General features: G+C 67.1%; 2 protein-coding genes. Both read left to right on the forward strand.

Annotation, left to right across the window (positions count from 1 at the left end; all coding sequences use genetic code 11):
• Positions 1-1,043, forward strand: a 1,043-nt coding sequence (gene tnpC, locus O7R11_RS14870; protein WP_337998321.1) for an IS66 family transposase, incomplete at its 5' end; no start/stop codon positions are given.
• The gene (locus tag O7R11_RS14875) at positions 1,022-1,612 is read left to right on the forward strand and encodes a plasmid pRiA4b ORF-3 family protein (protein ID WP_337998322.1); all 591 of its coding nucleotides are present in this window, start codon (positions 1,022-1,024) and stop codon (positions 1,610-1,612) included. The genes tnpC and O7R11_RS14875, both read left to right, overlap by 22 nt.
• Positions 1,613-1,630 lie beyond the last annotated feature (18 nt).

Consider the following 1,630-nt stretch of genomic DNA (forward strand, 5'->3'; position numbering starts at 1 on the left):
TGCGCGGACAGCCCGGGGCGGGGCTGCTGGCCCATGTTCTGGTCTCAAAATACTGCGACCACCTGCCGCTCTATCGGCAATCCGGCATCTATGCCCGCGACGGCGTCCACCTCGAGCGCGCCACGCTGGCCGACTGGGTCGGCAAGACCGCCGGGTTGCTGCGGCCTCTGGTCGATGCGGTGGAAAGGCACGTTCTGGCGGCGGAACGCCTGCATGCCGACGACACGCCGGTTCCGGTGCTGGCGCCGGGCGCAGGCAAGACCAAGACCGGGCGGCTGTGGGCGTATCTGCGGGACGAACGCCCCCATGGCGGGCGAGAGCCGCCCGCGGTGTTCTACCGCTACAGTCCCGACCGCAAGGGAGAGCATCCCCGCGCCCACCTCGCCAGCTTCAGGGGCTTCCTTCAAGCCGATGGCTACGCCGGGTTCGGTCCGCTGTATGCGGAGGATGCGGGCCGCCCCGCCGCTGCCGTCGAGGTGGCGTGCTGGGCGCATGTGCGGCGCAAGTTCCACGACGTTCATCTGGCCACTACATCGCCTTTGGCGGCGGAAGCTCTGGACCGGATCGGCGCACTGTTCGCCATCGAGCGGGAGGTCGGCGGCAAACCTCCCGATGAGCGACGGCGGGTTCGCCAGGATCGGGCCGGGCCTCTGATCGTCGAACTGGCGACCTTCATGGATGCGGCGCTGACCAAAATCTCCGGCAAAAGCGAGTTGGCCTCCGCCATTCGCTACGCGCGTTCCCGATGGGCGGCACTGACCCGCTACGTCGACGACGGACGCCTCGACATGAGCAACAATGCCGCCGAGCGCGCCATCCGCCCGCTCACCCTGGGGCGCAAGAACTGGATCTTCGCCGGTTCGGACGCGGGCGGCGAACGCGCCGCCGCCATCTACACCCTGGTCGAAACCGCCAAGCTCAACGGCCTCGACCCGGAAGCCTATCTGCGCGATGTTCTCGGACGGATCGCCGAACACCCGATCAACCGGATCGGTGAGTTGCTGCCCTGGAGCTTCGTCCCATGCCCGACATCGCCCGCCTGAGCATCCGCCTCGACGACGTCGATCCCGAAATCCTACGCCGGATCGAAGTGCCGGTGGGGATCTCCCTGGCCGACCTGCATGCCGTCATCCAGATCGCCATGGGATGGGAGAACGCCCACCTCTACGCCTTCCACGTCGGCCGCAACCTCTCCTGGGGCGAGCTCGACCCGGACTGGTCCGACGACGCGACCCGTGCCGCCAAAACCGCCACCCTGGCCGAGTTGCTGATCCACCTGAAACGCGCCAAGGTCTTCCAATACGTCTACGACTTCGGCGACGACTGGCGCCACACCGTCAAGCTCGAAGCCCTCGCCGAAGCCGATCCCAGCGCGACCTATCCCTGCCTCCTCGATGCCGTCGGCGCATGCCCGCCCGAGGAGTGCGGCGGCCCTTGCGGCTACGCTCACTTCCTCGAGGCGATCGCCGATCCGTCCCACGAGGATCATCAGGAAATGATCGCGTGGCATGGACCGGGCTTCGATCCCGGCGCCGTTGATGCCACCAAAATTCACAAGGCCCTCGCCAAGTTCGCAAACCGACGCCGAGGAAAGCTCAAGCCCAATCCGTAGCCGTCAGACGACGCTTAC

Source organism: Oleispirillum naphthae (assembly GCA_027864655.1).
Classification (GTDB): domain Bacteria; phylum Pseudomonadota; class Alphaproteobacteria; order Rhodospirillales; family Rhodospirillaceae; genus Oleispirillum; species Oleispirillum naphthae.

What these genes read in the sequence shown, in the direction of transcription:
- O7R11_RS14875 (WP_337998322.1), top strand. Translation starts at nt 1,022, where the DNA reads ATGCCCGACATCGCCCGCCTGAGCATCCGCCTCGACGACGTCGATCCC.